This is a genomic window from Pseudomonas sp. KK4, from assembly GCF_001984065.1.
Classification (GTDB): domain Bacteria; phylum Pseudomonadota; class Gammaproteobacteria; order Pseudomonadales; family Pseudomonadaceae; genus Aquipseudomonas.
This window is the reverse complement of the sequence record NZ_LYVP01000251.1, coordinates 1-930: the sequence shown is the minus strand read 5'-3', so window position 1 is coordinate 930 and position 930 is coordinate 1. Positions and strand designations below refer to the sequence as shown.

Below are 930 nucleotides of genomic sequence, written 5' to 3'. Positions count from 1 at the left end.
CGCACACCGACGGCAAAGGCCAGACCACGCGCCTGCTGCGCACCGCTCGTGGTCTCCCGAGCAGCCGCCAGGACGCCAAGGGCCAACGCATCCGCTACGAATACGACCCGGCGATTCGCCTGACTGCGCTGATCAACGAAAACAACGCGGCGTACCAGTTTGCCTACGACGCATCTGATCGCCTGATCGAAGAAAAACGCATCGACAACCTGACCCGACGCTTCAGCTACAACCTGGGCGGGCACCTGACGCGGGTGGATGAAATCGGCTACGGCGAGCGCGGCGAACGCCCACAGCGCAGTACTGAATTCGAGCGCGACGCGATTGGCCGCCTGCTGGCCAAACTCAATACAGATGCCCGTCAGGACTACACCTACGACAACGCAGACCGCTTGCTCACCATCGAACGCCTGCCCACCGCCAACGGCAAAAAACTCGGTGTCAGCGAAGAAACGCTGGAATTTTCCTACGACCTGCTGGGCCGCCTGATCAAGGAGACCACACCCCAAGGCGCTCTTACCTACGACTACGACCCCCTGAGCAACCTCACCACGCTGACGTTGCCCACCGGCCAACACCTCAACCACCTGTACTACGGCAGCGGCCACCTGCACCAACTCAACCTCGACGGCCAACTGATCAGCGACATCGAGCGCGACGACCTGCACCGCGAAGTGCTGCGCACCCAAGGCAAACTCACCAGTTGTTTTGGCTACGACGCCATGGGCCGTAAGGCGTGGCAGTTTGCCTCGACTTTGCCGGCAGAAAAGCTCTCGCAAATTCACAATCCAGGCATCCAACCTGCGCTGCTGGTCGAACACGCCTACAACCCGATCCACCGCCGTCACCAATACGATCCCGCCGGTGAACTGATCCGCACGCTGGACAAACTGCGCGGCGAGATCAAGTACGAGTACGAAGCCAACGGCC

At 61.1% G+C, this 930-nt stretch carries 1 pseudogene; it reads left to right on the top strand.

Annotated features, from left to right (window positions below):
- Positions 1-930 (top strand): annotated as a pseudogene (locus tag B0W55_RS29375) (RHS repeat protein); the annotation flags it as partial.